Below are 23185 nucleotides of genomic sequence, written 5' to 3' on the forward strand. Positions count from 1 at the left end.
GTGATCGCCGGGGTCCGGATCGGGACCCCGGCGATTTTTCGAAATGCGCTACGGTCTGCGAACGCCGGATTTTTAGCAGCCTCTAACGCCCCGGCTCCGTCGCCCCCGTTGGCGACAGCAAAGCGGCGGCGACGGGCTGTTCCGGCGTTGCGAACGCCCCTTTGGCGACCGGCAGCAGCATTTTGCGCGCTTCACTCCGAAGGTCGCGGGCGATCAGCTCCTCACCGAGTTTCAGTCTCGGACCGGGCGCGGCGGGCGCAGACTGAACGATCTTGTACAGCCCCTCCACCGCGACATCCGGGGCTTGCTCGGCCGCCGTTGCAAAGCTGTCGTGATACGCGATCAGCGCGAGGCTGCTCTCCGGGTCCAGGCGGTTGGCCCTGACGATGAAACGTCTTGCTTCCGCAAGCCGCTGCCGACGTTCGGCCGCCGGAGCGCGCATAGCCAGTTGCGTCAGCGCCGTGCCCTTCCACACCAGCGCGCGTGTTTCCGTCGGTGACTGTGCAATCGCCCTCTCAGCGGCTTCAAGACAGGCTTCGGGATTGCCGGTGCGGCATTCGGCCTCCGCCAGGAGCAAGTGGTTTTCCGTCAGGGCGGGGAAGCGGGTCGCGTTGTCGCGAAGCCGGTCGAGCCACGCGGAGCGCCGTGTGAGCGCCTTCTCACGGTCGCGGCCGGCGTCGGGCACCTCGATCCGCGCGCCGAGTTCAAGCCGGCCACGGATCAGCCCGGCCTCCGCGCGGGTCAGGCGTCGGATGCTGGGTTCCGGCGCGCGATTGGCCGGAAAGGCCATCTTCTCAGCCTGTAATTTGCGGCCTCGGTAGGTGGTCACGGCGCTTTGGAACTGGCTCGGATCGCCAAGGGCGCTCGCGGCGGTCTGCAAGTCGTCACCCCGTGCCAGGGCGTTCAGATAGCCGTGAAGCCGCGGCTTCCACGCCTCGGAGAAATACAGGAGGTGGACCAGCCGCCATGCGTGATAGGGCGTCCAGGCCCTACCCTTGCCCGAGAGATAACGCCCGTCGAGGATGTGCGTGACCGGATATAGACCGTAATGATGCATGACCTTCGCGTAGCCAGGCGGGGGGTGGCCATATTCGACGAAGTCGTCGCCGGCTTCCATTGTCGCGAACAATTCTCCGAACCCCTGCAGATACCAGCGCGGATACGCTGCCGGAAAATAGGTCATCAGGTAGTTCTGGGCGAAGGCGGCATACACGCGGGATTCGGCCCATTGGCAAAAGGCAATCTCGTTCACTGGAAGCTGTTCGAGAATCTGGTTCACGTCGTACGTCGGCTGTCCGGTCGCCGTCACCCTGGGGCTTATGTAGTAATCAACGATTGGAGGGTTTCGGTCCCGCCCGCGCGTGCAATTGCGGTTCGTCTTGCGGCCAACCGATGGCTGAAGAACCAGGTTCACGCCTTCCTCGGTCGTTGCGAGCACCGACCCTTCCTCGCGCGGATCATAGTAGATCGTCTTTTCGAACGCCTGCGGGAAGGGACCATATTGCCAGCGCAAATCGGTCAGTCGAAGCTGTTCGAACGATGCGACATCGCCGATCATCGTCACGGCGATCTTGATCGTCTCGTCAGGCTGATCCACCCGGCCATGCAGGACCGAGAGCAGGAAGTGGAGCTTTTCGAGATTGTGCGCGGTGCGTCGCAATGCCGTTTCGTCGCCCTGACTGAAAACGACGACGTGCGGCGTTTCCGCCATTCGCCAGTCGCTCATCTCCACCCTGGATTCGCGGCTTCGGTTGCCCGTGACGACGATGGTCGAGTCGCCATTCTTCACCGGTGCCGCAAGCTGCGCTTGCGCCGGGACGCTGACGGCCACACCCAGGATGAAGAGCAACCACCGCTTCATTTGTCAGAAGCCCCGCACTACCTCAAAGCATTCGGATGTACATTAAGCTCCTGACCGAACCCGAAATCAAGTCATTCCGAGACCAGGGTACCGGTACAGACGATCTTCAAGCACCGTCTGTAAGAATGCTTGCTCCCATTCTGGACCGTCGAGCTCACTCGGTGCCCTGACAGTCACGCCGATTTACTAGCGCTGTTTATGAACCGGTTCGGTTCTCCGGGGATGCGAACGCGCCGGAAACGGGGCTTGGGAGTCGTTAGGAACCCGTGTGAGGCAAGCTGAGACGAAGCTTTGGCGGAAGAGGTGGGATTCGAACCCACGGTAGAGTTACCCCTACGCTGGTTTTCAAGACCAGTTCCTTAAACCACTCGGACACTCTTCCGCACCGCATCCGCGCCGCCGCGATGGCGGAGGGGCGTGTGCGACCGGCATCTAGGTCGGGGTGGACCGTTGCGCAACTCTTTCGCACGCAGGGGGTCGGCTGTTCGACATGGCTTGCCACGATCGCCCGGCTCGGGCAGCGCTGCGTCATGGATCTCGATGCGATGCTCACCCATTATTTCGGCACGACCGATCTCGATACGCTGGATACGATCGCGATCGATGACGGTCTGGAGCGCGTCCGGATTGCGTTCGGGACGGAGCGCGAGACCGGCCGGCGGTTTGCGCTGTGGGCCGTGCTGGCGACGCTCGGCGATGCGCCCGACCCTCGTGACGCGTTCAAGACCGCGACCGAGCAACAGGCTGCGCAGGCCTATGTGCGCGCGCTGCGGACGGCGGACACGCTGGACGACTAGCCCCCCGTGGGGGCAGACGGATAGCTTTGGCAAGGCGGGCGTTGGGGACGCAACTCCCGACAGTCTAGCGAAAGCGAGCCCCATGCACATCGATCTCTCCGGACAGACGGCTATCGTCACCGGTGCAAGCTCCGGCCTCGGACGCGCCGCCGCGCTGCTCTTCGCGCAGGCCGGCGCGCGCGTCGCGGTCAATTACAACAGCAATCGCGAGGCGGCGGACGACGTGGTCGCGCGGATCGTGGCGGGCGGGGGCAAGGCGTTTGCCTGTCAGGCCGATACCGCGGACGAGGATGCCGTCCTCCGGCTGTTCGACGAGACCGTGTCGCGGTTCGGCGGCGTCGACGTCGTGTTCGCCAATGCCGGCATGCAGAAGGATGCGGGCTATGCGGACATGACGCTCGCGGACTGGAGCCGCGTCATCGACGTCAACCTGACGGGCCAGTTCCTCGTGTCGCGCGAAGCGGTACGCCGGTTCCGCGCGCAGGGTGATCGCGGCTTTGGCCGGGCGATCGGCAAGATCCTGTTCATGAGTTCGGTGCACGAGACGATCCCCTGGGCGGGACATGCAAACTATGCAGCGTCAAAGGGCGGCAGCGGGATGCTGATGCGGACACTGGCACAGGAGGTCGCGCAGGAGCGGATCCGGGTCAATGCGCTGGCGCCCGGCGCGATCGCGACCGACATCAACGCCGATGCGACCAAGGGCGATGCCGCCGACGCGCTGCTCGAGCTCATCCCCTATGGACGAATCGGCGAACCCGACGATGTCGCGCGTGCGGCGCTGTTCCTGGTGTCCGATGCCGCGGACTATATCATCGGATCGACGCTGACCGTCGACGGCGGGATGAGTCTGTATCCCGGTTTCCGCGACAACGGCTGACCGCGCTGGAGACATTGCCGCGACCTGCGAGGGTCGCGGTTGGCGTCAGGCCTTGAACAGGTCCTTGTACTGGCGTGGCTGTGAGCGGAGATACTGGTTGGGCGCCTTCACATGGCCGCCGAGATGTGCGGCGGCATGCCACGGCCAGCGTGGATCGTAGAGCAGGGTCCGGGCTAGCGCGACGAGATCGGCGTCACCGGTACCGATGATCGCCTCGGCCTGTTCATAGTCGGTGATCAGGCCGACCGCGACGACGGGGATGCCGACCGCCTGCTTGACCTGACGCGCCAGCGGGACCTGATAGCTCGGGCCGACCGGGATCTGCTGGTCCGGGCTGAGGCCCCCGCTCGAGACGTGGATCGCGTCGCACCCGCGAGCCTCAAGCGCCTTTGCGAAGGCGACGGTCTGTTCACCGTCCCAGCCACCCTCGACCCAGTCGGTGCCCGATACGCGCATCGTCACCGGGCGATCCGCCGGGAAGGCGGCGCGGACCGCGTCGTAGATTTCGAGCGGGAAGCGCATCCGGTTCTCGAGGCTGCCGCCATAGTCGTCGTCGCGGTGGTTGGCCAAGGGCGAGAGGAACTGGTGGAGCAGATAGCCGTGCGCGGCGTGCAGCTGGATCGCATCAATCTCGAGGCGAGCCGCGCGCGTCGCCGCGGCGGCAAACGCGTCGCGCAGTCGCGCCAGCCCCTCGCGATCGAGCGCCGTCGGCGGCGTATCGTCGGGCAGGAAACCGGCCGGGGAGGGGGCTTCGGTCTGCCAGCCCTGCTCAGCGTCGGGCGCGATCTGACCGCCGCCCTTCCAGGGCACCTCGCACGACGCCTTGCGTCCGGCATGCGACAGCTGGATGCCGATCGGCATGTCCGACCAGCGGCGCACGCTGTCGAGTGTCCGCGCGATCGCCGCTTCGCTCGCATCGTCATACAGCCCGACATCGGCATAGGTGATCCGCCCCTCGGGCGTCACGGCGGCGGCTTCGAGCATCATCAGGGCCGCGCCCGACAGCGCGAGATGCCCGAGATGGATCAGGTGCCAGTCGGTCATGCAGCCGTCGACCGCCGAATATTGGCACATCGGCGCGATGACGATCCGGTTGGCGAGATCGAGCTTGCCGACCTTGAACGGCGTGAAGAGCTGCGGACCGCTCATGCGGCGACCGCCGGAACGATAGAAGTGGCGCGCATCGTGAGAACCTCGTGCGATGGGGAATGCGCGTCAACGCGCCGGGCCGGGATAGGAGCCGGCCAAGAAGCGAACCGCCACCTGGCCCAGGCCCGCGGATGGTCCCCGCCGTCCCGGCGCGTGCCGGAACGACAGGGTGGGACAGGGCTGTTTAGAACTTGGCGCCGAGCTCGACGCCGTAGAAGCGCGGTTCGCCGGCGATATAGGTGGGGATGCCGAAGCCGCCGCCCGTGTTGCCCGCGTCGATCAGGTACCGCTTGTTCGTCAGGTTGCGCGCAAAGCCGCCGACGCGGTAGCGCCCGTCCGCAAGCTCGATACCCGCACGCAGGTTGACCAGCGTATAGCCGCGCTGGCTGATAGCGGCGCTGTTGGGCAGTTCGAAGAACACCTTTGACCGGTAATTCGCGCTCGGCGTCGCATAGAAGACCGCGCCGCCGACGGGCAGCCGGAGCGTCGCGCCGCCCGAGGCCGTGGTGCTCGGCTGGAGGCGGAAGCGGTTGCCGGCAAAGGTGCCCGCAGGCTGGTCCGCGATCCCGCCGTCGAGATAGGCGAAGGTCCCGAACACCGACAGATACTGGCCAAGCGCCAGATTGCCCTCGAGCTCGACGCCGACATTCTTCGCCGAGCCCGCGCTGCGCGTGACCGCAACGACCGCACCATTGGCGGGATTGACCTCGTTCACCGAGACCTGGAACCCGTCATAGGTCTGATAGAAGACCGATGCCGCGCCGGTGAACGGACCGACGCGCCCCTTGATACCGCCTTCGTAGTTCCAGACATTTTCCTCAGGCACGATCTGAAGATTGGGGCGTACGCCATTGACGGCGTTGAGTGCGGCCAACTGGACGACCGGCGAGCGCCGGCCCTTGCTGATCGTGCCGTAGAGGCTGACATCGTCGTCGAGCTTCAACAGCGCATTGAAGCGCGGGAGGATCGCGGCGAAGCTCTGGTCCGCTTCGAACTTCACGCCATTGGTGTTCGCGGTCCCGAGCAGGCTGGTGCGGACGCCCAGCGCGGCGAGGATCTGAGAGTTGGGCTGGATCGACGAATAGCCCGACTGACGATCCTCGATCAGGATGCGCGCGCCGGCGGTCAGCTCGAGCGCCGGGATCGGGATATAGGTCGCATCGGCGAACACCGAATAGGTGTCGTTGTTGCCGTAATTGGTGAACTCGGACGAATAGGGGATCTGCGTCGAACGGCCGCCGGTGAGGATCGCGGTGGCGCGGGTCGCAGCCGGGATCGTGCCGTTGGCGGCGACACAGCCCGGGCCGGTCGGGATGCCGGCACCGTTCAGCGCGGTGCGGAACGGCTGATAGGCCGCAGCGATCGAGCAAGCGATATAGGTGCCCTCCTCGGTCGAGAAGGGGACGCGCTGCGACCCGTTTTCGAAGAAGGCGTTCCACCCGAACGACGCGCGATATTTCGGGCCGTCGAACGCGAAGCGGCTCTCATGGCTCCACTGGTCGCCCTTCGCATCCTCGGCGAATTCGAGATACCAGGCCGGGCCGCCATCCGCGTCGAAAATCTCGAGCGCGTCGAAGCGGCGATAGCCGTTGACGGTGGTGAAGGTGATGCCGGGCGACAGATCGACCGACACCGTCAGGTTGGCGTCGTAGACGTTGCGGTCGAGACCGAGCTTGCGCGCACCGAGCGCCGTCGCGCTGAACGGCGAACCCGAAAGTTCGGCATTGCCGTAATCGCCGGTCTGGCCGCCGGTCGGGGCATGCGCGCGGCTCTTGAACGCGGTGCCGGGATTGCGCTGACCGTCATAGGTCAGGACGAGGTCGGCGGTGATCGCATCGTTCGGCCGGAAGCGCAGCGAGCCGCGGATGCCGCGCTGGTCCTGCCCGTTCAGATCGTCCTGATCGACCTTGCCCTGGTTCTGGTTGGGGATGTTCGCATCACCGGCGATGTTGCGGACATAGCCGTCGCGATATTTATAGGCGAAGGCCAGGCGCCCCGACAGCACGTCGTTGCCGGCGTTGATAAAGCCCGACACCTGCGTCCTGTTGTAATTACCATAGGAGCCGGTGATCGCACCCGAGGTGCCGGGCTGCGGCTTGGCGGAGATGAGGTTGATCGCACCGACCGCGGCGGCGGTGCCGAACAGCGTCGCCTGCGGGCCCTTCACGACTTCGATCCGCTCGAGATCATAGAGGTCCTGATAGGCGCCGCGCGAGCGGCTGATGTCGACGCCGTTATAATAGAGCGTCACGCGCGCACCCTGCTGCGACGAGCCATTGTCCGAGGTGATGCCGCGGATCACGAAGCCGGGGTTGTTCGCGCTCTGCTCCTGGATCTGCAGGCCGGGAATATAGGCGGCGACCTCGGACAGCGAGTTGACGCCGATATCCGCCATCTTCGCGCCGGTGAGCGCGGTGACGGTCAGCGGCACGTCCTCGATCCGCTGTTCGCGCTTCTGGGCGGTGACGACGATGTCGCCGCCGCCCGTCACGTCGGCGCGGGCGGCCGGGCCGGTCGCCGGATCGGGTGCGACGATCGCCTGGGCAAGCGCACCCGTCGAACAGGATGCAGCAAGCGCGGCCAGAGCCAGGCGCGTAGAAATAGTCGTCATGAAGTCCCCCGATTGTCAGTGAGCGAGCACCTAGGGCGGGGTCGTTACGGTTCCGCGTCGGATACATGACCCGCGCGTGACGGCCTGTCATCGCGGCGTAACACCGTCGCAACGTGACTGACGCCGAGCGCCCCTAGCAGGCGGCATCACCGCAAAAGGCACTGTTATGACGATCAATCGCCGCGACGCCCTCACGCTCTTCGGCTCAGGCTCCGCGCTCGCGCTTCCTGGCCTTGCCACCGCGGCGCGCACGAACGGCAGCGCGGGGGCAGCGCGCTTCGACCACGGCGTGGCGAGCGGCGATCCCTCCGCGGACGGCGCCATCCTGTGGACCCGCGCGACCCCGCAGGATCCGCAACAGGCGGGCGATATCGCGCTGACCTGGCATGTCGCACTGCGCGAGGGCGATACGCCCCTCCGTTCGGGCCGTATCGCGGCGCGTGCCGCGCGCGACTTCACCGCCAAGGTTGCGGTGACGGGGCTGAAGCCCGGAACCGAGTATCGCTACTGGTTCGAAACCGCGGCGGGCACGCGCTCGCCCGTCGGCCGGGTCCGCACGCTGCCCCGCGGCGCGGTGGCGGATGTCGTCATGGGCGTGGTGTCGTGCCAGCTCTACCCCGGCGGGTTCTTCAACGCCTATGCTTCGATCGCGAAACTCGACCGGCTCGACGCGGTGCTGCATCTCGGCGACTACATCTATGAATATGCCATCGACGGCTATGGCGGCGACATCGGCAAAAAGATCGGCCGTCTGGTCGAGCCCACGCATGAGATCCTGACGCTCGCCGACTATAGGATGCGTCACGCGCAGGTGAAGCGCGACGCCGACATGCAGGCGGCGCATGCCCGGGCGGCGTTCATCTGCGTGTGGGACGATCACGAGGTCGCCAATGACGACTGGATCGGTGGCGCCGAGAACCATGACCCGGCGACCGAGGGCGACTGGAAGGCGCGCAAGGCCGCGTCGATGCAGGCCTATTTCGAATGGATGCCGATCCGCGACCCGAAGCCCGGCGAGCCGTGGGAAGCGATCAACCGCAGTTTCGAGTTCGGCGAACTCGCGACGCTGGTGATGGTCGAGACGCGGCTGCTCGCGCGGAGCAGGCAGGTCGCGGCAAAGGGCGAGGCGATTGCGCCTGCAGAATATGCCCCGATGATGGCGGAGCGCGCGCAGCCGGGTCGCGAAATGCTGGGCGCACCGCAGCTCGCCTGGATCGAGCGGACGATGGCGGCGTCGGTCACGGCGGGCAAGCCATGGCAGGTACTCGGCAACCAGGTGGTGATGGCGCGCGTCGCCGGCCCCGATCTCGAGAAGCAGCTCGGCCCCGATCGCTTCGCCGCGATGATGGCGCGGCTCCCGGAGAAATGGCGCACGGCGCTGATGGCGAGCATGGCATCCTATCGCGCGGGTCTGCCGTTCAACTTCGACAGTTGGGACGGCTATCCTGCAGCACGCGAACGGCTTTATGCCGCGTTCAAGCGGTCGGGGTCGCGACCGGTCGTGCTGTCGGGGGATAGCCATGCCGGCTGGGCGAACGATCTGCACGATGCATCGGGGAAGCTCGTCGCGGTCGAATTCGGCGCGACCGCGATCACCAGTCCGTCCTATGGCTCGCTGATCCCGGGAATCGGCACGCTGATCGCCGACGCCAATGACGAGGTCCGCTTCTGCGACCAGGATCGCAAGGGGTACATCGTCCTGACGCTGACGCCGGACCATGCCACCGCGGACTTCAAGACGGTATCGACCGTTGTTGCCAAGCCGTTCGAGGAGGCGAGCGTCGCGCGGTTCCGCGCCTCGGCCGCAGCCCCGGAAGCGAAACTCGAGCAGCTTGGATAGCGGCGGCGACGCACCGGGTGACGCCGATCGGGGTCACCCGCTTTGCACGAGACCGCCGGTAATTTCTCGTCGACAGGGAAAAGAAACCGAACCGGGAACATTGGCGAGAGCAGGCGGGTTTTCGCCCTGACACGCCGCCGCGCTGCTAGAATGGTGGAGGTTGGCGTCAATCTGGGGGCTCGCTTTGCATCTTCTGCCTGATACGCTCGAGGCCGGTTCGGCCTATCCGCTCGGCGCCACGTTCGACGGGCTCGGGGTCAATTTCGCGGTCTATTCGGCCAATGCCGAGAAGATCGAGCTGTGCGTCTATGACGACAGCGGCCGCCGTGAACTGAAGCGCTACGTCCTGCCCGAATGGACCGACGAGGTGTGGCACGGCTATCTCCCCGATGCGCAGCCGGGGCTGTCCTATGGCTATCGCGCTTATGGCCGGTACGCGCCCGAAGAAGGCCACCGGTTCAATCCTAACAAGCTGCTGCTCGATCCCTATGCCAAGGCGATGACGGGCGAGTTGCGCTGGACCGACGCGATGTACGGCTATCAGGTCAAGTCGGCGCGCGAGGATCTTAGCTTCGATCGACGCGACAATGCGCTGACCATGCCCAAGGGAGTCGTGACCGACAGCCATTTCGACTGGTCGCGCGACGTCCGCCCGAACACGCCTTGGTCCGAGACGGTCATCTACGAGGCGCACGTCAAGGGTCTGACCAAGTTGTTCGACGAGGTGCAGCCGTCCGAACGCGGGACCTTCGCCGCGCTCGGCAATCCCAAAGTCATCGATCATCTGAAGCGGCTGGGCGTGACCGCGCTCGAGCTGTTGCCAATCCAGAGCTATACGCAGGATCGTTTCCTGCAGGAGAAGGGGCTGAGGAATTACTGGGGGTACAACACCCTCAACTTCTTCACGCCCGAACGCTCCTTTTTTGCTACCGACAGCCACAACGAACTGCGCCGGTCGATCCGCCGTCTTCATGCGGCGGGGATCGAGGTGATCCTCGACGTCGTCTACAATCACACGTGCGAGGGGTCCGAGCAGGGGCCGACACTGTCGTGGCGCGGGCTCGACAATGCGAGCTATTACCGGCTGGTCAAGGATCAGCCGCGCTTCTCGATCAACGACACGGGGACCGGCAACACGCTGAACCTGACCAAGGCGCGGGTGATCCAGATGGTGGCGGATTCGCTGCGCTACTGGGCGACCAGCTTCGGGATCGACGGGTTCCGTTTCGATCTCGGGCTGACGCTGGGGCGGACCGATACCGGCTTCGATCCGGGCGCCGGCTTCTTCGACGTGCTGCGCCAGGATCCGGTACTGGGCAGGCTGAAGCTGATCACCGAACCGTGGGACATCGGTCCGGGTGGCTATCAGCTCGGCAATTTCCCCCCGGGCTTTGCCGAATGGAACGACAAGTACCGCGATACCGTCCGCAAGTTCTGGCGCGGTGACCATGCGCAGCGCGCGGATCTGGCGGCGCGGCTGACCGGGTCGGCGGATCTGTTCGATCGCCGTGCGCGGCGCCCCTGGGCGAGCGTCAACCTGCTCGGCGCGCATGACGGCTACACGCTCGCCGACACGACGGCCTATGAGGAACGGCACAACGAGGCGAATGGCGAGGACAATCGCGACGGCCATTCGAACAATTGCTCGCGCAACTGGGGTGTCGAGGGGCCGACCGACGATCCCGCGATTGCGGAGACGCGCAAGCGGGTCGCGCGCTCGATGCTGACGACGCTGTTCGCCTCGCTCGGCACGCCGATGCTCGTCGCGGGCGACGAGTTCGGGCGGACGCAGGGCGGCAACAACAACGCCTATTGCCAGGATAACGAGATCAGCTGGCTCGACTGGACGCAGGCGAAGACCCCCGAGGGCGAAGCATTGATCGACTTCACCGCGCGGCTGGCCGCGTTGCGGCGCGACTATCCGATGCTGCGCGCGGGCAATTTCCTCTACGGCGAGGATACCCCGGCGGAGGGTCTGAAGGACATCGAATGGTGGGACGAGCGCGGTGTCCAGCTGTCGCCTGAGGACTGGGAAAACACCAATGGCCGTGCGCTGACGATGCGTCGTGCGGCGCTGTGCGAGGATGGCAGGATCCAGGTCGTGTCGTTGCTGCTGAACGCGTCGGAGGGTCCGCTGACCTTCACCATGCCACCGCCCTCCGAGGTCGAGCGTATGGTACTGATCGACAGCGCCAAGCCCGATCAGCTACCGATGCCGATCACCGACAGCTATGACCTCGCACCACAGGGTGCGGCGCTGCTGTCCTGGACGATGGATCCGGCATGAGCGCGTGGGGCGCGACGCCGGCGAACGGCGGCACGGCGTTCCGGCTCTGGGCGCCCGATGCCGACCGGGTGACGCTGGAGATCGACGGGGCTGCGCCGACGTCGATGGACGGGCAGGCCGACGGATGGTTCACCGCGACCGCCGATGTCGGCGCAGGGGCGCGCTATCGCTTCCGGATCGGCGAGGACCTGGCCGTTCCCGACCCCGCCTCGCGCCAGCAATCGGGGGGTGTGCATGGCTGGAGCGTTACCGTCGATCCCGCTGCGTATCGCTGGCAATCGACTGACTGGCGCGGGCGGCGCTGGGAGGAGCTGGTGATCATGGAAGTCCATGCGGGAAGCATGGGCGGTTTCGCCGGGATCACCGCACGCCTGCCCGAGATCGCCGCGCTCGGCGTGACCGCGATCGAGCTGATGCCGGTCGCGGCGTTCGGCGGCACGCGCAATTGGGGCTATGACGGCGTCCTGCCCTATGCGGTCGCCGAGAGCTACGGCACGCCCGACGATCTGCAGGCGATGGTCGACGCCGCCCACGCGCTGGGCGTCGCGGTGCTGCTCGATGTCGTTTATAATCACTTCGGGCCCGACGGGAATTATCTCGGCGCCTATGCCGGATCGTTCTTTCACAAGGACGTCGACACCCCCTGGGGCGGGGCGGTGGCGGTCGATGTCGAGCCGGTTGCGCGCTACTTCATCGACAACGCACTGATGTGGCTGACCGACTACCGGATCGACGGTCTTCGGTTCGATGCCGTCCACGCGATCGACAATGACCGGTTCCTCGACGCGATGGCGGCTGAGATCCGCGCGACGGTGACCGACCGGCCGGTTCACCTCGTCCTCGAAAACGAGCGCAACGACGCCGATCGACTGCGGCCGGGCGGCTATGACGCGCAGTGGAACGACGATTTCCACAATGTCCTTCACGTGCTGCTGACGGGCGAGACCAGCGCCTATTACGCCGACTTCGCCGACCGGTCGGCGGAGCGTCTCGCGCGGTGCCTGGGCGAAGGGTTCATCTATCAGGGGGAGGGGTCGGCCAATCATGACGGCCGGACGCGCGGGACGCCGAGCGCGCACCTGTCCCCGACCGCGTTCGTGTCGTTTCTCCAGAACCACGACCAGATCGGCAACCGGGCGCTTGGCGAGCGGCTGACGCGGCTCACCGATCACGCGCGGTTGCGTGCGGCGACAGTCCTGCTGCTGCTCTGCCCGCAGATCCCTCTGCTGTTCATGGGGGACGAGACGGGGAGCGAGACGCCGTTCCTGTTCTTCACCGACTTCCATGACGAGCTGGCAGATGCGGTGCGCGATGGCCGGCGCCGGGAATTCGCGAAGTTTGCCGCGTTCGCCGACGAATCCGCCCGCGCGGCGATCCCCGATCCGAATGCGCGCGCGACCTTCGAGGCGTCGGTTGCTGCGCCTGGTCCCGACGCCGATGCGTGGCGCGATCTTTATCGCACGCTGACCGCGGTCCGGCAGCGCGCGATCATACCGCGCCTGTCCGGCACGCGCGCGATGGGCGCGGAGGCGATCGGGCCGGCAGCGGTCGTCGCGCGCTGGACGCTGGGCGACGGCGCGGTGCTCACGATCGCGCTCAATCTCGGCGAGGATCCGGTCGCATTTCCGGAGGCCTCCGGCGAGATGCTGTTCGCGCAGGGCGATGCGGGGCAGCCCGCGAGTGTCGCCGTGTGGCTGGCGGCATGAGCCTGCTCCACGACCTCGCCGCCGCCGCTGGTCTGCAGCCCCGGTGGCAGGATGCCGGCGGGCGTGCGCAGACCGTAGCCGACGAGGCGTTGCGAGCGATCCTGAGCGCGCTCGGGCTTCCAGCCGACTGCGACGCAGCGATACGCGCCAGCCTGGCTACCGCACGCGCGGCGCGTGCCGAACCTCCGTCGTTCGTCTCGGCAGATATCGGTGCGCGGGTGTCGGTTGGAGCAGGCGACGGACCTGCCATCCTGACGTTGGAGGACGGGTCGTCGCGTGCCGTGACGATCGTCGACGGGCAACTGCCGGGCATCACGGAGCCGGGATACCACATGCTCACGATCGGCGGCCGGGACATCCGGCTCGCGATCGCGCCACCGCGCTGCGTCACGATTGCGGATGTCGACGCAGGTGGGCGTCTCTGGGGCCCGGCGGTGCAGATCCCGGCCCTGCGCGACGGCCGGGGCACCGAGTTCGGCGACTTCGGCACGCTTGCGGACACGGTGCGCGCGTTCGCGACGCGCGGTGCCGATGCGGTGGCGATCAGCCCGACACATGCGCTGTTCCCGGCGGATGCGACCCGCTTCAGCCCCTATGCCCCGTCGAGCCGCCAGTTCCTCAACGTCATGCTCGCCGATCCGTCCATGATAGCCGGCGATGCGCCAGCGGACGCAGGGTCGCCGCCCGCGCTGATCGACTGGGCGGGCGCGATCCCGGATCGCCTCGCCGCGCTGCGTCGACGGTTCGACACGTTGCCGGACACCGTACGGGCCGAGGTCGAGGCGTTCGCGGCAAGGGGCGGCAGTGACCTGCGCTTCCACGCCGCGTTCGATGCGCTTCACGCGCATTTTCTTGCGCAGTCGGGCGCCCGGGGATGGCAGGACTGGCCCGCTGCCTATCAGGATCCCGATGGCGCCGCGGTGGCCGCGTTCATGACCGAGCAGCGCGATACGTGCGACTTCTATGTCTTCCTTCAGTGGCTGGCGGATACCGGGCTTGAACGGGCGCAGCGCACGGCACGTGATGGCGGCATGGCGGTCGGTCTGGTCGCGGATCTCGCGGTCGGCATGGATCCGGGCGGCAGTCATGCGTGGCGGCGGCGGGGTGATCTGCTGAACGGCCTGTCGATCGGCGCGCCACCCGACCCGCTCGGCCCCGACGGGCAGGCCTGGGGCATCACCGGATTCGATCCGCGCGCGCTGGTGGCAAACGGCTTCGCGCCGTTCATCGCGACGATCCGCGCGGGTCTGGCGCATGCCGGCGGGCTTCGCATCGATCACGCCTTTGGCCTGCGCCGGCTATGGGTGGTGCCGGACGGCGCGTTGGCGGCGGACGGGGCGTATCTCGACATGCCCTTTGCCGACATGATGCGGATCATCGCGATCGAATCGCACCGCGCGCGCGCGATTGTCATCGGCGAGGATCTGGGGACCGTGCCCGACGGGTTTCGCGAGGCGATGGACACGCGGGCGATGCTGGGGATGCGCGTGCTCTTGTTCGAGCGCGACGGCGACGGTGATTTCATTCCCCCCGACTCCTGGTCGGTTGATGCGGTCGCGATGAGCGGGACGCATGATCTCGCGACGATCGCGGGCTGGTGGCAGGGTCGTGATATCGCCTGGAACTGGGCCCTTGGCCGGACCAGCGAGGCCGCCGACGAGGCGGCCGACCATGCCGCCCGCGCTGCGGATCGGTCCCGGCTGTGGACCGCGCTCGGTGCGCCGGGGCCACAGCCCGATCCGAGCGACACCGCGCCGGTCGTCGACGCCGCGCTGGCGCATGTCGCACGGACGCCTTGCGGGCTGGCGATCTTCCCGCTCGAGGACCTCGTCGGCCTCGTCGAGCAGCCCAATCTTCCCGGCACGATCGATGAACACCCCAATTGGCGGAGACGCATGCCAGACACCACCGACGCGCTCCTCGCGCGCCCCGAGATCGCCGCGCATCTTGCCCTGATCGCCACGGCACGCGCGTCATGACGCCGCGCGCAACCTATCGGATGCAGTTCCACAAGGACTTCACCTTCGCGGACGCCGAGGCGCAGGTGCCCTATCTGGCCGCGCTCGGGATCAGCCATCTCTACGCCTCGCCGATCGCGACGGCACGATCCGGATCGACGCACGGCTATGACGTTGTCGATCCGACCCGGATCAATCCCGAACTGGGCGGCGAGGCGGGATTTCGCGGGCTCGTCGACCGGTTGAAGGCGCACGGCATGGGCATGATCGTCGACATCGTCCCCAATCACATGGGTGTGGCGGGCGGCGAGAATGGCTGGTGGAACGACGTTCTCGCGAACGGGGCGTCGAGCCATTATGCGCACTTTTTCGATATCGACTGGCGCGAGCCAGTGCTGCTCCCGATCCTGGGCGATCCGGTGTCGGTGGCGATCGCGCAGGGTGCGCTCAGCGTCGAACTGGTCGACGATGTGCCGATGCTGGTCGCTTATGGCGAGCACCGTCTGCCGCTCCGTCCCGAGGATCACGCGACCGCCACGAGCGACGACCTGGCCGTGTTGCTCGATCGGCAGCATTACCGGCTGGCATCGTGGCGCACCGCGAACGACGATCTCAACTGGCGACGGTTTTTTACGATCAACGATCTCGCCGGACTGCGCGCGGAAGACCCCGCAGTGTTCGAGGCGAGCCACCGCCTGTATCTCGACCTCTATGCCGAGGGGCTGATCGACGGTGTCCGGGTCGATCATGTCGACGGACTGACCGACCCCGCCGGCTATTGCCGAATGCTGCGCGCGCACTTCGACGCGATCACGCTAGCTGGCGCGGATCCGGCCTATATCGTCGTCGAGAAGATCCTCGCGGAGGGCGAACCGCTAGCCACCGACTGGGGAATCGATGGTACCAGTGGGTATGACTTCATGGCGCAGGTCACCGCGCTGTTGCATGACGAGGACGGCGCCGCACCGCTCGCCGAGCTCTGGGCGGATATCAGCGGGCGGTCGGCCGCGTTCGAGCCCGAGGATCTGCGCGCGCGTCAGGACATGCTGTCCTGGCAGTTCGAGGGGCAGCTTGCCCGATGCGTCGCGGCGTTCGTCGCGCTGGCGCGGTCGACGCCAACGGGCGACGGGGTAACCGCGGGGATGATCCGGCGGGCGGTCGAGCGCATGCTCTGGGTCTTCCCGGTCTATCGCACCTATGGCACCGGCATCGCGGCACCCGCCGCCGATGCCGCGATCCGGGCGATCGTGCGCGAGCGGGTTGCGACGCATCTGGCACCCGGCGAAGGACCGGTCGTCGACCTGATCCTCGACTGGCTGGCTGGCGAAGGTCCGGGCGACCCGGATCTCGCAGCGGCCGCGGTGCGGCGGTTCCAGCAACTCTCGGCACCGATCGTGGCGAAGGCCGTCGAGGACACCGCCTTCTACCGCTATGGCCGGTTGCTGTCGCGCAACGACGTCGGGTTCGACCCTGCGGCCTTCACGTTGCCCATCGAGGCGTTTCATGCCGCGATGGCGGAGCGCGCCGCCTGTTGGCCGCGTGCGATGCTGGCGTCGGCGACGCATGATCACAAGCGTGGCGAGGACGTCCGTGCACGTCTCGCGGTGCTGAGCGAGATCCCGGTGCGCTGGTGTGAGACCGTGACGGGCTGGCTCGCCGCGGCGGCCGCTATCGACGACGCGGTGGATGCAGGCGATGCCTATATGCTGCTGCAGACGCTGTTCGGCGCGTGGCCCGAGGGGCTGCAGATCGATGACCGCGCAGGGCTTGCCGCTTTTGCCGAACGCATCGTCGGGTGGCAGGAAAAGTCGCTGCGCGAGGCCAAGCTGCGGTCGTCCTGGGAGGCGCCGGACGAGGCCTATGAGGAACGCTGTCACGTACTCGCCCGCGCCTTGCTCGACCCGGGCCGTTCCGCGGCGTTTCTGCGCGATCTGCATGATCTGGTCGAAGCGACCGCGGCGGCGGCGCAGGCGAATGCGCTCGTTCAGACGGCGCTGCGTTACACCGTGCCGGGGGTCCCCGATCTGTATCAGGGCACCGAACTGGCGGATCTCAGCCTGGTCGATCCGGACAACCGCCGGCCGGTGGATTATGCCTGCCGCGCGCGGCTGCTCGGGCACGATGCGCCTGCAAAGCTCGCGCTGATCGCCCGCCTGCTCGCGACCCGGGCGGACGCACCCGAGATCTTCGCCCAGGGTGACTACGCCCCTCTCGACGTGACCGGACCGCGTGCCGCGCATGTCCTCGCTTTTGAGCGCCGCGCGAACGGACAGACCTTGCGGGTTGCGGTCTCACTACGCTGCGCGGCGGAATTGCTCGATCAGTCGGGGGCGGCGGTTCCTGCGGCATGGTGGGGTGAAACCCGGCTCGCCACCGGCGAGCGCGCAGCCGACCTTTTCGTGGACGGACCGGTCTTCGTCGCGGTGAGCAACTGATCCGGAGGGCGTCCCGCACAGCGCGGGACGCAGCTTATTTGCCGGCGAGATACGCGGCGATCAGGTCGATCATGTCCTCGGGGATGCGGCGCGCGATCACCGGCATCGTCGCCTGCGACTTGCGCGCGTCTACCACCGTCTCGTCACCCCGCCAGTTGCGCAGGCGCTGTGCGATGTAGGTGGCGCTCTGCCCGGCAAGAATTGGATAGGGCTTGCCCGGCGCGTGGCAGCTGGCGCAGGCGGGAAGCTGCTTGGCAGGCAGGCCCTCGCGGACGATCCGCGCGGCATTCACGCTGCCCGAGGCTGTGGTCGTGCCGAGACCCGGCATGGCGGCGAAATGCCGCGCGAGCCGCGTCATCTCTCCGGGCGTCAGTGTCGCGGCGGCGTTGGCCATGACCGCGCTCTGGCGCTTGCCAGTCGCATAGGCCTGGAGCGCAGCACGCAGATAGACGGGGCTCTGGCCCCCGAGCACGGGCATGTCGGGCTGGCCACGGCCGCGGCCGTCCGTGCCATGACAGCCGGCGCAGACGGCGATACGTGCTGTGTCAGGACCGGCGGTACCGCTGCCGGGGACTTCGGTCAGGGCGCGATAGGTCGCAGGCGACATCTCCGGCAACAGGCGGACGAACGCGACCATGCGGCGGACCTCGTCGTCGCGGTCCTTGGCCGCCCAGCCGGGCATGCCGGTATATTTGACGCCGTGCTTGAGGATCCAGAAGATCTGCTTGTCGGTCCATTCGCGCGCGTTGACCGCGAGGTCGGGGGCAGGGGGCGTCGCCGCCTGCATCACCGGCAACGGACGCACGCCGGGCGCGCCGTGGCACGAGGCGCAGCTTGCCCTGAACAGGCCCGCCGCGCTGACGAGGCCTTCATTCGCCTTGGGATCGTCGGGCGCGGTGAAGGCGGCGTGCGTGCGCACTGAATTGCGCATCGTCCAGTGAAGGAACCAGTCGGTGATCTTCCAATGACCCGACGAGGCGGCGATGTTGAACACGCCCGACCAGGCGAACAACAGCCCGGCAAGCGCCAGCGCGACGATCGCGGCGATCGCGCGCGCCCAGGTAATGCGGATCGTCATGCCGTCGCGCTCCGTGTCTTCAATACCCCGCCGAGCATCGCGAGCCCGCCGAGGAAATAGCTTGCTGCGCCGACCATCAGCATGACGACGCCGCCGAGCTGCTGATCCTCGAGCGCGTCGAGGCCGTGCGCGGCCGGGTGCATCGCCATCATCGCGTAAAGCGGCCGCGGGGCGAGGCCGACGAGTGCGCCGAGAAGGGTCATGTGCATCGACGTCAGCAGCATCGCCGCGACGCCCGATACGCGCCGGTCGGTCGCGCCACCGGTGCGCGTGCCAAGCACCGCGCTCCAGAGCAGCAGGCCGGCCGCGAGGAAGCTCGCCTGTTCAAGCAGCAGCGCAACCGGCTGCATGTCGACGCGCAGCCGGAGCGCGGGGAGGTGCCAGAGCCACACGACGACCAGCTCGACCAGCGACATGGCCAGCGGAGTGACGATCGTCGGCCAGCGCTCGGCGGGATCGAACCGGCTGCCCGCGATGCCATAGGCGAGGAACGGTGCCGCGACTGCGACGGCGATCATGTGGCCGGTCATGTGGCCGACCATGCCGAGCGGCGCGGCGGCGAACGCCCAGCCGATCGGCGCCAGCGCGACGCCGAGCGCGAGGCTCGCGCGCCTCATCGGCAGTCGCCGAAGACGATCACGGGCAGCGCGGTGAAGATCACCGCGACGAAGCTCAGGCCTGCGAGCAGCCGGGTCGACAGCGCAAGGAAGCGCAGCCGGTCGATCGCGGTCCCCTCGTCATGCGGCGGGGCGTCGCCCGGCGTCTGCGACTGGACACGCGCGATATAGCCCGCGGCGAGGATGCCGAGCAACGCGACGATCGTCGCGATCAGGGTCGCCACGGGAAAGCCCGTCAGCGCTGTCGCCGGCGTGGGGGACTTGGCGCACGTCACCGCGACCCACAGATAGCAGAACAGGAAATGCACGGCCCAGATCGTCGGCGGGACGATCAGCGTCCACAACGTGACCTTCAGGTCGCGCGCCCAGTGTTTCCGATTGTCCTTCGGTGTTGTCATGCGACCCCCGGGAACAGGCCGATCGTGCAGAACGTCACGATGCCCGTCAGTGCGAGGAAATGATGGTAGACGGTGATGTTGCGCAGATCGGCGTCATAGACCGGCGTCATCTTGCCCGCGAGGCTACGCGCGAGCGTATAGGCCTGCATGATCACGCCGATCGCGGCATGCACCGCCGTCCAGATCGCGAGCGTCCAGACGATCGCCGGATAGACATGCAGTTCAGGGTCCATCCCCGAATACCACGGCCCGGCGAGCCCGGCGAACAGGCTCGACAGCGTTGCGACGATGCCTAGGACCAGCAATAGGCGGCCCACGGCGACGTTGCCGCGACGATGCACCTCGCGCGCGCCGACGGTCGCCGCCCAGCCGGTCAACGTCAGCGCCAGCGCGACCATCGGCCAGAATACGCCGGGTCCGTCCAGCCCCGCGCCCGTGGGCGGGAAATTGCTATGGATCGTCCAGAAGAAGAAATAGCCGAAGACGAGCCCCGAAAACGCGGTCGCATCCGCCATCATCGTGATGAACATCGCCCACCAGCCCGGCGCCGATGGCCCCGAGGTATAGAGCGGTACCTCGATCCCGTGACCGATATGCTTGGTCGGCTTTTCGGGGATCTCGGCGGTGCCGGTCCACAGCCACCACAGCACGCAGGCGAGCGTCGCGACGCCGCTGAGCGCTGACAGCAGATAGAGGTGATAGGTCGTCAGGATGAATACGCCCGCCAGTGCGACCGCGGTCATCATCGGCTTCACGCTGGGCGTGCCGAGGCGGATGACCTGCAACGGTCGTGCGTCGAGCACGGTGGTGATGATCGACTCGCGCCGCATCTCCTCCGCGTCGGGCAGGAAGAAACGACCCTCGTCGACCTTCTGGACGAAATTCTTCTGGTCCCAGATCGGATAGCGGCTCTCGATCAGCGGGACCGAGCGGATGCCCCAGTCCTCGTCATCGGGCAGCGCCAGCCATTCGAGCGTCCCTGCGTTCCACGGATTGCGCGGCGCCTTGGGGCGGCGCGGCGACAGCGCGAGGTCGATACAGACGATCAGCACGCCGAGCGCGAACATGTAGGAGCCGGCGGTCGAGGCGAGATTGAGCCCGCCGATGCCGAGTTCCTCGGGGTAGGTGAACACGCGGCGCGGCATGCCGAGCAGGCCCGACAAATGCATCGGGAAGAAGGTCAGGTTCATGCCGACGAACATGATCCAGAACGCGGTCCGCCCGAGCCGATCCGACAGCTTCTTGCCGGTAACCAGCGGCCAATAATAATAGAGCCCGGCGAACAGCGGCAGCAGCGTACCGCCGATCAGCACGTAATGGAGATGCGCGACGATGAAATAGGTGTCGTGTGCCTGCCAGTCGAAAGGCGCGACCGCGACCATCACGCCGGTCAGACCGCCGATCACGAACACCGCAAGGCTGCCGCTCGCGTAAAGCAAGGGAGTCGATTTCTTGACGTTGCCCGCCCACAGAGTCGCGATGAACACGAATATCTGGACGCCGGTCGGGATCGCAACCGCCTCGGACGCTGCCGCGAAGAAGGCGAGGCTGATCTTAGGCAGCCCGGTCGTGAACATGTGGTGGACCCACAGCCCGAAGCTCAGGAACGCGGTGCCGACCGCCGCCAGCACGATCCACGGATAACCCAGCAGATGCCGCTGTGCGAAGGTCGGGATGAGCATCGCGAACAGCGCGATCGACGGCAGGAAGACGATATAGACTTCGGGGTGGCCGAAGATCCAGAACAGGTGCTGCCACAACAGCGGGTCGCCGCCCTTTTCCGCGTTGAAGAACGGCCAGTTGAGCAGCCGCTCCATCTCGAACAGCACGTCGCCTGCGATCAGCGGCGGGAAGGCGAACAGGATCATCACCGCGACGACCAGGATGTACCAGGCGTAAAGCGGCATGAGGTTGAGCCGCATGCCGGGCGGGCGGCATTTGAGCACGCCGACGATCAGCTCGACGGCGGCTGCGACCGACGACACCTCGATGAAGCTGAGGCCCAGCATCCAGATGTCCGCGCCGAGCCCGCTGAGATCGGTCCGCGTCGTCAGCGGCGGATACATGAACCAGCCGCCATCGGGCGCGGCATCGAAGAAGATCGATCCGGAGACGAACACGCCGCCGATCAGGAAGCTCCAATAGCCAAAGCCCGACAGCCGCGGGAAGGGCAGGTCGCGCGCGCCGAGCAGCTGTGGCAGCAGAATGATCGAGACCGCCTCGAACATCGGCACAGCGAACAGGAACATCATCATCGAGCCGTGCAGCGTGAACAGCTGGTTGAACGTGTTCGCGGTGACGAGATCGTTGTTCGGCACCGCCAGCTGCGTGCGCATGATCAGCGCGAGCACGCCCGCGAACAGCATGAAGCCGAACGCGGTCAGCGTGTACCAGACGCCGATCCGGTTGTTGTTGACGTCGGTCCAGCGGAAGAACCAGCCGCTCGGCGGTTTCCAGACCTCGCGCAGGCGATCCTCTTGGCCCTTTCGGACCGCGGGATCGTTCTGGTCGGGGGCGACATAGGCCGGACTGTCGGTCGTCATTTCAGCCCCTGAAGATAGCTGGCGATCTGGTCGGCTTCGGCGGCCGACATCTGCGGGAAGGCGGGCATGCGGACGCCGGGCTTGGTCTTGCCGGGCTCACGCACGAACCGCGCGATATTGGCATGGGTCATCGGCAGGATCCCCGCCGCGAGCGTCGGGCGCGATCCGAAATGCGTCAGGTCGGGGCCGATCTTCGCCGCCGGGCCCACCCCGCGAACGCTGTGGCAGCCGCTGCAGCCATAGCTGGCGAACAGCCTCGCACCGGGCGATGCGGTGACCGTCGCCGGACGCGCCTGCGCGGTGAGCCAGCGCTCGAACGCGGCAGGCTCCATCGCGACGACGTCGAATGCCATCAGCGCATGCCCCAGCCCGCAGAATTCGGCGCAGACGCCGCGATATGTTCCGGCCTTGATCGCGCGGACGACGAGGCGATTGGTACGGCCGGGGATCATGTCCATCTTGCCAGCAAGCCCCGGCACCCAGAAGCTGTGGATGACGTCGGGGCTGCGCAGCGACAGCTCGACGGTGCGGCCGACGGGGAGGCGGAGTTCGTTCGCCGCCTCGACGACCGCGCCGCCGGGCGGGGCGTACCTTATGCGCCACCAGAATTGTTCGCCATCGACGCCGATCCGCAGGTCGGCATCGGCGACCGGTCGGGGGCGCATCGCGGGCAACGCGTAGAGCAGCAGCGCGAGCAACAGGATCGACGGGCCGATCCCGCCAAGCCACAGGACCATCTTCATCCCGCCCTTGTGGGTCAACCGCCCCTCGGGCGCGCGGATCGCATGCCGCATCAGCAGCGCAAGACCCAGTGCAAGCACGACCGCGCCGACGACCAGCACGATGGTGATCGACAGGACCTGATCGGCCTGTTCACCGAACGGAGCCAGCGTCGACTGGTGCCGGTTGCAGGCGCCAAGCGCCGGCAGACAAGCCCAGACGGAAAGTAAACTTGCCTTCCGCATCATCGCCTTAGCTTCCCCTTTGAGCAGGTCCTCTAGCTGTGGCCGAAACGGCGTTAAACC

Annotated in this window: 15 protein-coding genes and 1 tRNA gene; 7 read left to right on the forward strand and 9 right to left on the reverse strand. The window is 66.9% G+C overall.

Features of this window, described 5'->3' with window-relative positions; genetic code table 11:
- Positions 1–82 precede the first annotated feature (82 nt).
- Both SOM18_RS01630 and SOM18_RS01635 read right to left on the reverse strand, forming a co-directional pair.
- Positions 83–1861, reverse strand: coding sequence for a hypothetical protein (locus tag SOM18_RS01630; protein WP_031441111.1), 1779 nt, complete (start codon positions 1859–1861; stop codon positions 83–85).
- 292 nt (positions 1862–2153) lie between these two features.
- Positions 2154–2243 (reverse strand) — tRNA-Ser (locus SOM18_RS01635).
- 37 nt (positions 2244–2280) lie between these two features.
- On the opposite strand from SOM18_RS01635, the gene SOM18_RS01640 reads away from it, so the two are divergent.
- On the forward strand, positions 2281–2658 hold the full coding sequence (locus tag SOM18_RS01640) for a hypothetical protein (RefSeq protein WP_320481182.1): 378 nt from the start codon (positions 2281–2283) through the stop codon (positions 2656–2658).
- Positions 2659–2740: 82 nt separating this feature from the next.
- Positions 2741–3538, forward strand: a complete 798-nt coding sequence (locus SOM18_RS01645) for a glucose 1-dehydrogenase (protein ID WP_031441113.1) — start codon at positions 2741–2743, stop codon at positions 3536–3538.
- Between the two features lie 45 nt (positions 3539–3583).
- On the opposite strand, the gene SOM18_RS01650 is transcribed toward SOM18_RS01645, so the two are convergent.
- Both SOM18_RS01650 and SOM18_RS01655 read right to left on the reverse strand, forming a co-directional pair.
- A complete protein-coding gene (locus tag SOM18_RS01650) occupies positions 3584–4687 on the reverse strand; it encodes an NADH:flavin oxidoreductase/NADH oxidase (RefSeq protein WP_031441114.1) in 1104 nt (367 codons plus the stop codon).
- A 184-nt stretch (positions 4688–4871) separates the two neighbouring features.
- Complete coding sequence (locus SOM18_RS01655; protein ID WP_031441115.1) at positions 4872–7298, reverse strand: TonB-dependent receptor; 2427 nt, start codon at positions 7296–7298, stop codon at positions 4872–4874.
- 166 nt (positions 7299–7464) lie between these two features.
- Here SOM18_RS01655 and SOM18_RS01660 point away from each other — a divergent pair, with 166 nt between their 5' ends.
- From SOM18_RS01660 to treY, 5 genes are all read left to right on the forward strand, one after another.
- On the forward strand, positions 7465–9138 hold the full coding sequence (locus SOM18_RS01660; RefSeq protein ID WP_031441116.1) for an alkaline phosphatase D family protein: 1674 nt from the start codon (positions 7465–7467) through the stop codon (positions 9136–9138).
- A 184-nt stretch (positions 9139–9322) separates the two neighbouring features.
- Positions 9323–11425 carry a glycogen debranching protein GlgX gene (gene glgX, locus SOM18_RS01665; RefSeq protein ID WP_031441117.1) on the forward strand — a complete coding sequence of 701 codons (2103 nt, stop codon included), beginning with the start codon at positions 9323–9325 and terminating at the stop codon, positions 11423–11425.
- Positions 11422–13131, forward strand: a complete 1710-nt coding sequence (gene treZ / locus SOM18_RS01670) for a malto-oligosyltrehalose trehalohydrolase (RefSeq protein WP_320481183.1) — start codon at positions 11422–11424, stop codon at positions 13129–13131. The genes glgX and treZ overlap by 4 nt, the downstream gene beginning before the upstream one ends.
- Positions 13128–15110 (forward strand): 4-alpha-glucanotransferase, encoded by a 1983-nt coding sequence (malQ, locus tag SOM18_RS01675; RefSeq protein WP_031441119.1) that lies wholly within the window; start codon positions 13128–13130, stop codon positions 15108–15110. Before treZ ends, malQ begins: the two co-directional genes overlap by 4 nt.
- Positions 15107–17524 carry a malto-oligosyltrehalose synthase gene (gene treY / locus SOM18_RS01680; RefSeq protein ID WP_042467338.1) on the forward strand — a complete coding sequence of 806 codons (2418 nt, stop codon included), beginning with the start codon at positions 15107–15109 and terminating at the stop codon, positions 17522–17524. The genes malQ and treY overlap by 4 nt, the downstream gene beginning before the upstream one ends.
- Positions 17525–17558: 34 nt before the next feature.
- On the opposite strand, the gene SOM18_RS01685 is transcribed toward treY, so the two are convergent.
- From SOM18_RS01685 to SOM18_RS01705, 5 genes are read right to left on the reverse strand one after another with little or no spacing between them, the layout of a single operon-like run.
- Positions 17559–18602, reverse strand: a complete 1044-nt coding sequence (locus tag SOM18_RS01685; protein ID WP_031441121.1) for a c-type cytochrome — start codon at positions 18600–18602, stop codon at positions 17559–17561.
- Positions 18599–19219 carry a cytochrome c oxidase assembly protein gene (locus SOM18_RS01690; protein WP_031441122.1) on the reverse strand — a complete coding sequence of 207 codons (621 nt, stop codon included), beginning with the start codon at positions 19217–19219 and terminating at the stop codon, positions 18599–18601. The genes SOM18_RS01685 and SOM18_RS01690 overlap by 4 nt, the downstream gene beginning before the upstream one ends.
- Positions 19216–19617: a hypothetical protein gene (locus SOM18_RS01695; RefSeq protein ID WP_042467339.1), complete on the reverse strand. Its 402-nt coding sequence runs from the start codon at positions 19615–19617 to the stop codon at positions 19216–19218. The genes SOM18_RS01690 and SOM18_RS01695 overlap by 4 nt, the downstream gene beginning before the upstream one ends.
- Positions 19614–22160 carry a cytochrome c oxidase subunit I gene (ctaD, locus tag SOM18_RS01700; RefSeq protein ID WP_031441123.1) on the reverse strand — a complete coding sequence of 849 codons (2547 nt, stop codon included), beginning with the start codon at positions 22158–22160 and terminating at the stop codon, positions 19614–19616. The genes SOM18_RS01695 and ctaD overlap by 4 nt, the downstream gene beginning before the upstream one ends.
- On the reverse strand, positions 22157–23125 hold the full coding sequence (locus tag SOM18_RS01705; protein WP_320481325.1) for a cytochrome c oxidase subunit II: 969 nt from the start codon (positions 23123–23125) through the stop codon (positions 22157–22159). Before SOM18_RS01705 ends, ctaD begins: the two co-directional genes overlap by 4 nt.
- Positions 23126–23185 lie beyond the last annotated feature (60 nt).

It is taken from the genome of Sphingomonas sp. CFBP9019, assembly GCF_034045155.1.
Lineage (GTDB): Bacteria > Pseudomonadota > Alphaproteobacteria > Sphingomonadales > Sphingomonadaceae > Sphingomonas > Sphingomonas aerolata.